The organism is Streptomyces sp. CBMA123 (assembly GCF_014596465.1).
Taxonomy (GTDB): Bacteria; Actinomycetota; Actinomycetes; order Streptomycetales; family Streptomycetaceae; genus Kitasatospora.
Genome location: NZ_MECK01000518.1, coordinates 1 through 838, shown reverse-complemented (window position 1 = coordinate 838; position 838 = coordinate 1). Strand labels below are relative to the sequence as shown.

General features: G+C 78.2%; 1 protein-coding gene. It reads right to left on the bottom strand.

The genetic code is table 11. The features are described 5' to 3' along the window. Positions 1-838 (bottom strand): serine/threonine-protein kinase (locus BG452_RS35765; protein WP_262986092.1); only part of this gene is annotated, 838 nt, incomplete at both ends.

The following is an 838-nucleotide window of genomic DNA, read 5'->3' as shown; positions in this document are numbered from 1 at the left end:
ACCACCGGCCGCCAGCGGACCGGCAGCGCCTGGTCCAGCCGCAGCGGCGCGGCGCCGCGCGCGTACGACTGGGCGGCCAGCGAGCGGGCCCGGGCGGTGGCGCCGAGAAAGGGGTGCAGTCCGCCGGTGAGCAGCTGGTGGGCGATCACCCCGAAGGCCCAGACGTCGGCGCTGGGGCGCACGGCGACCCCGCGCGCGCCGGTGCGCTGGGACCACCACTCGGGCGGGACGTGGTCGGGCGAACCGAGCGGCGGGGCGTAGGCGTGGGTGCCCTCCAGCTCGGCGGTCAGGCCGAAGTCGGCGATCTTGGCGGTGCCGTCGGGCATCAGCAGGATGTTGGCCGGTTTGAGGTCCCCGTGCACCCAGCCGGCCCGGTGCATGTGGGTCAGCCCGGCGCAGACCTCGGTGAGGATGCGTTCGGCGCCGGGCAGCGGCGTGCCCGGGCGGGCGGTGGCGAGGAGGTCCTGGAGGCTGTGGGCGGCGCGTTCCATCACCAGGGCGACGGCGCCGTCCAGTTCGGGGTGGCCGGGGTCGTCGACGGTGACCACGGCGAGGGTGCGGATCAGGTGGGGGTGGTCGGCGCGGCGGCTGAAGCGCAGCTCGCCGGCGGCCATCTGGGCCATGGTGCGGCGCTGGCCGGGGCTGGAGCGGGCCGGGCCGAGGATCTTGACGGCGACCGGGGTTCCGTCCGGGCCCTCGGCGGCGTAGACGCTGCCCCAGGCGCCGGCGCCGAGGAAGGCGCCGGCGCGGTAGCCGGCCAGCGGGTAGCCGTCGGGGACCTCGAAGGGCGGCCGCGCGGCGCCGGGCCGCTCCGGGGGCCGGTCGTCGGGCGCCTCGG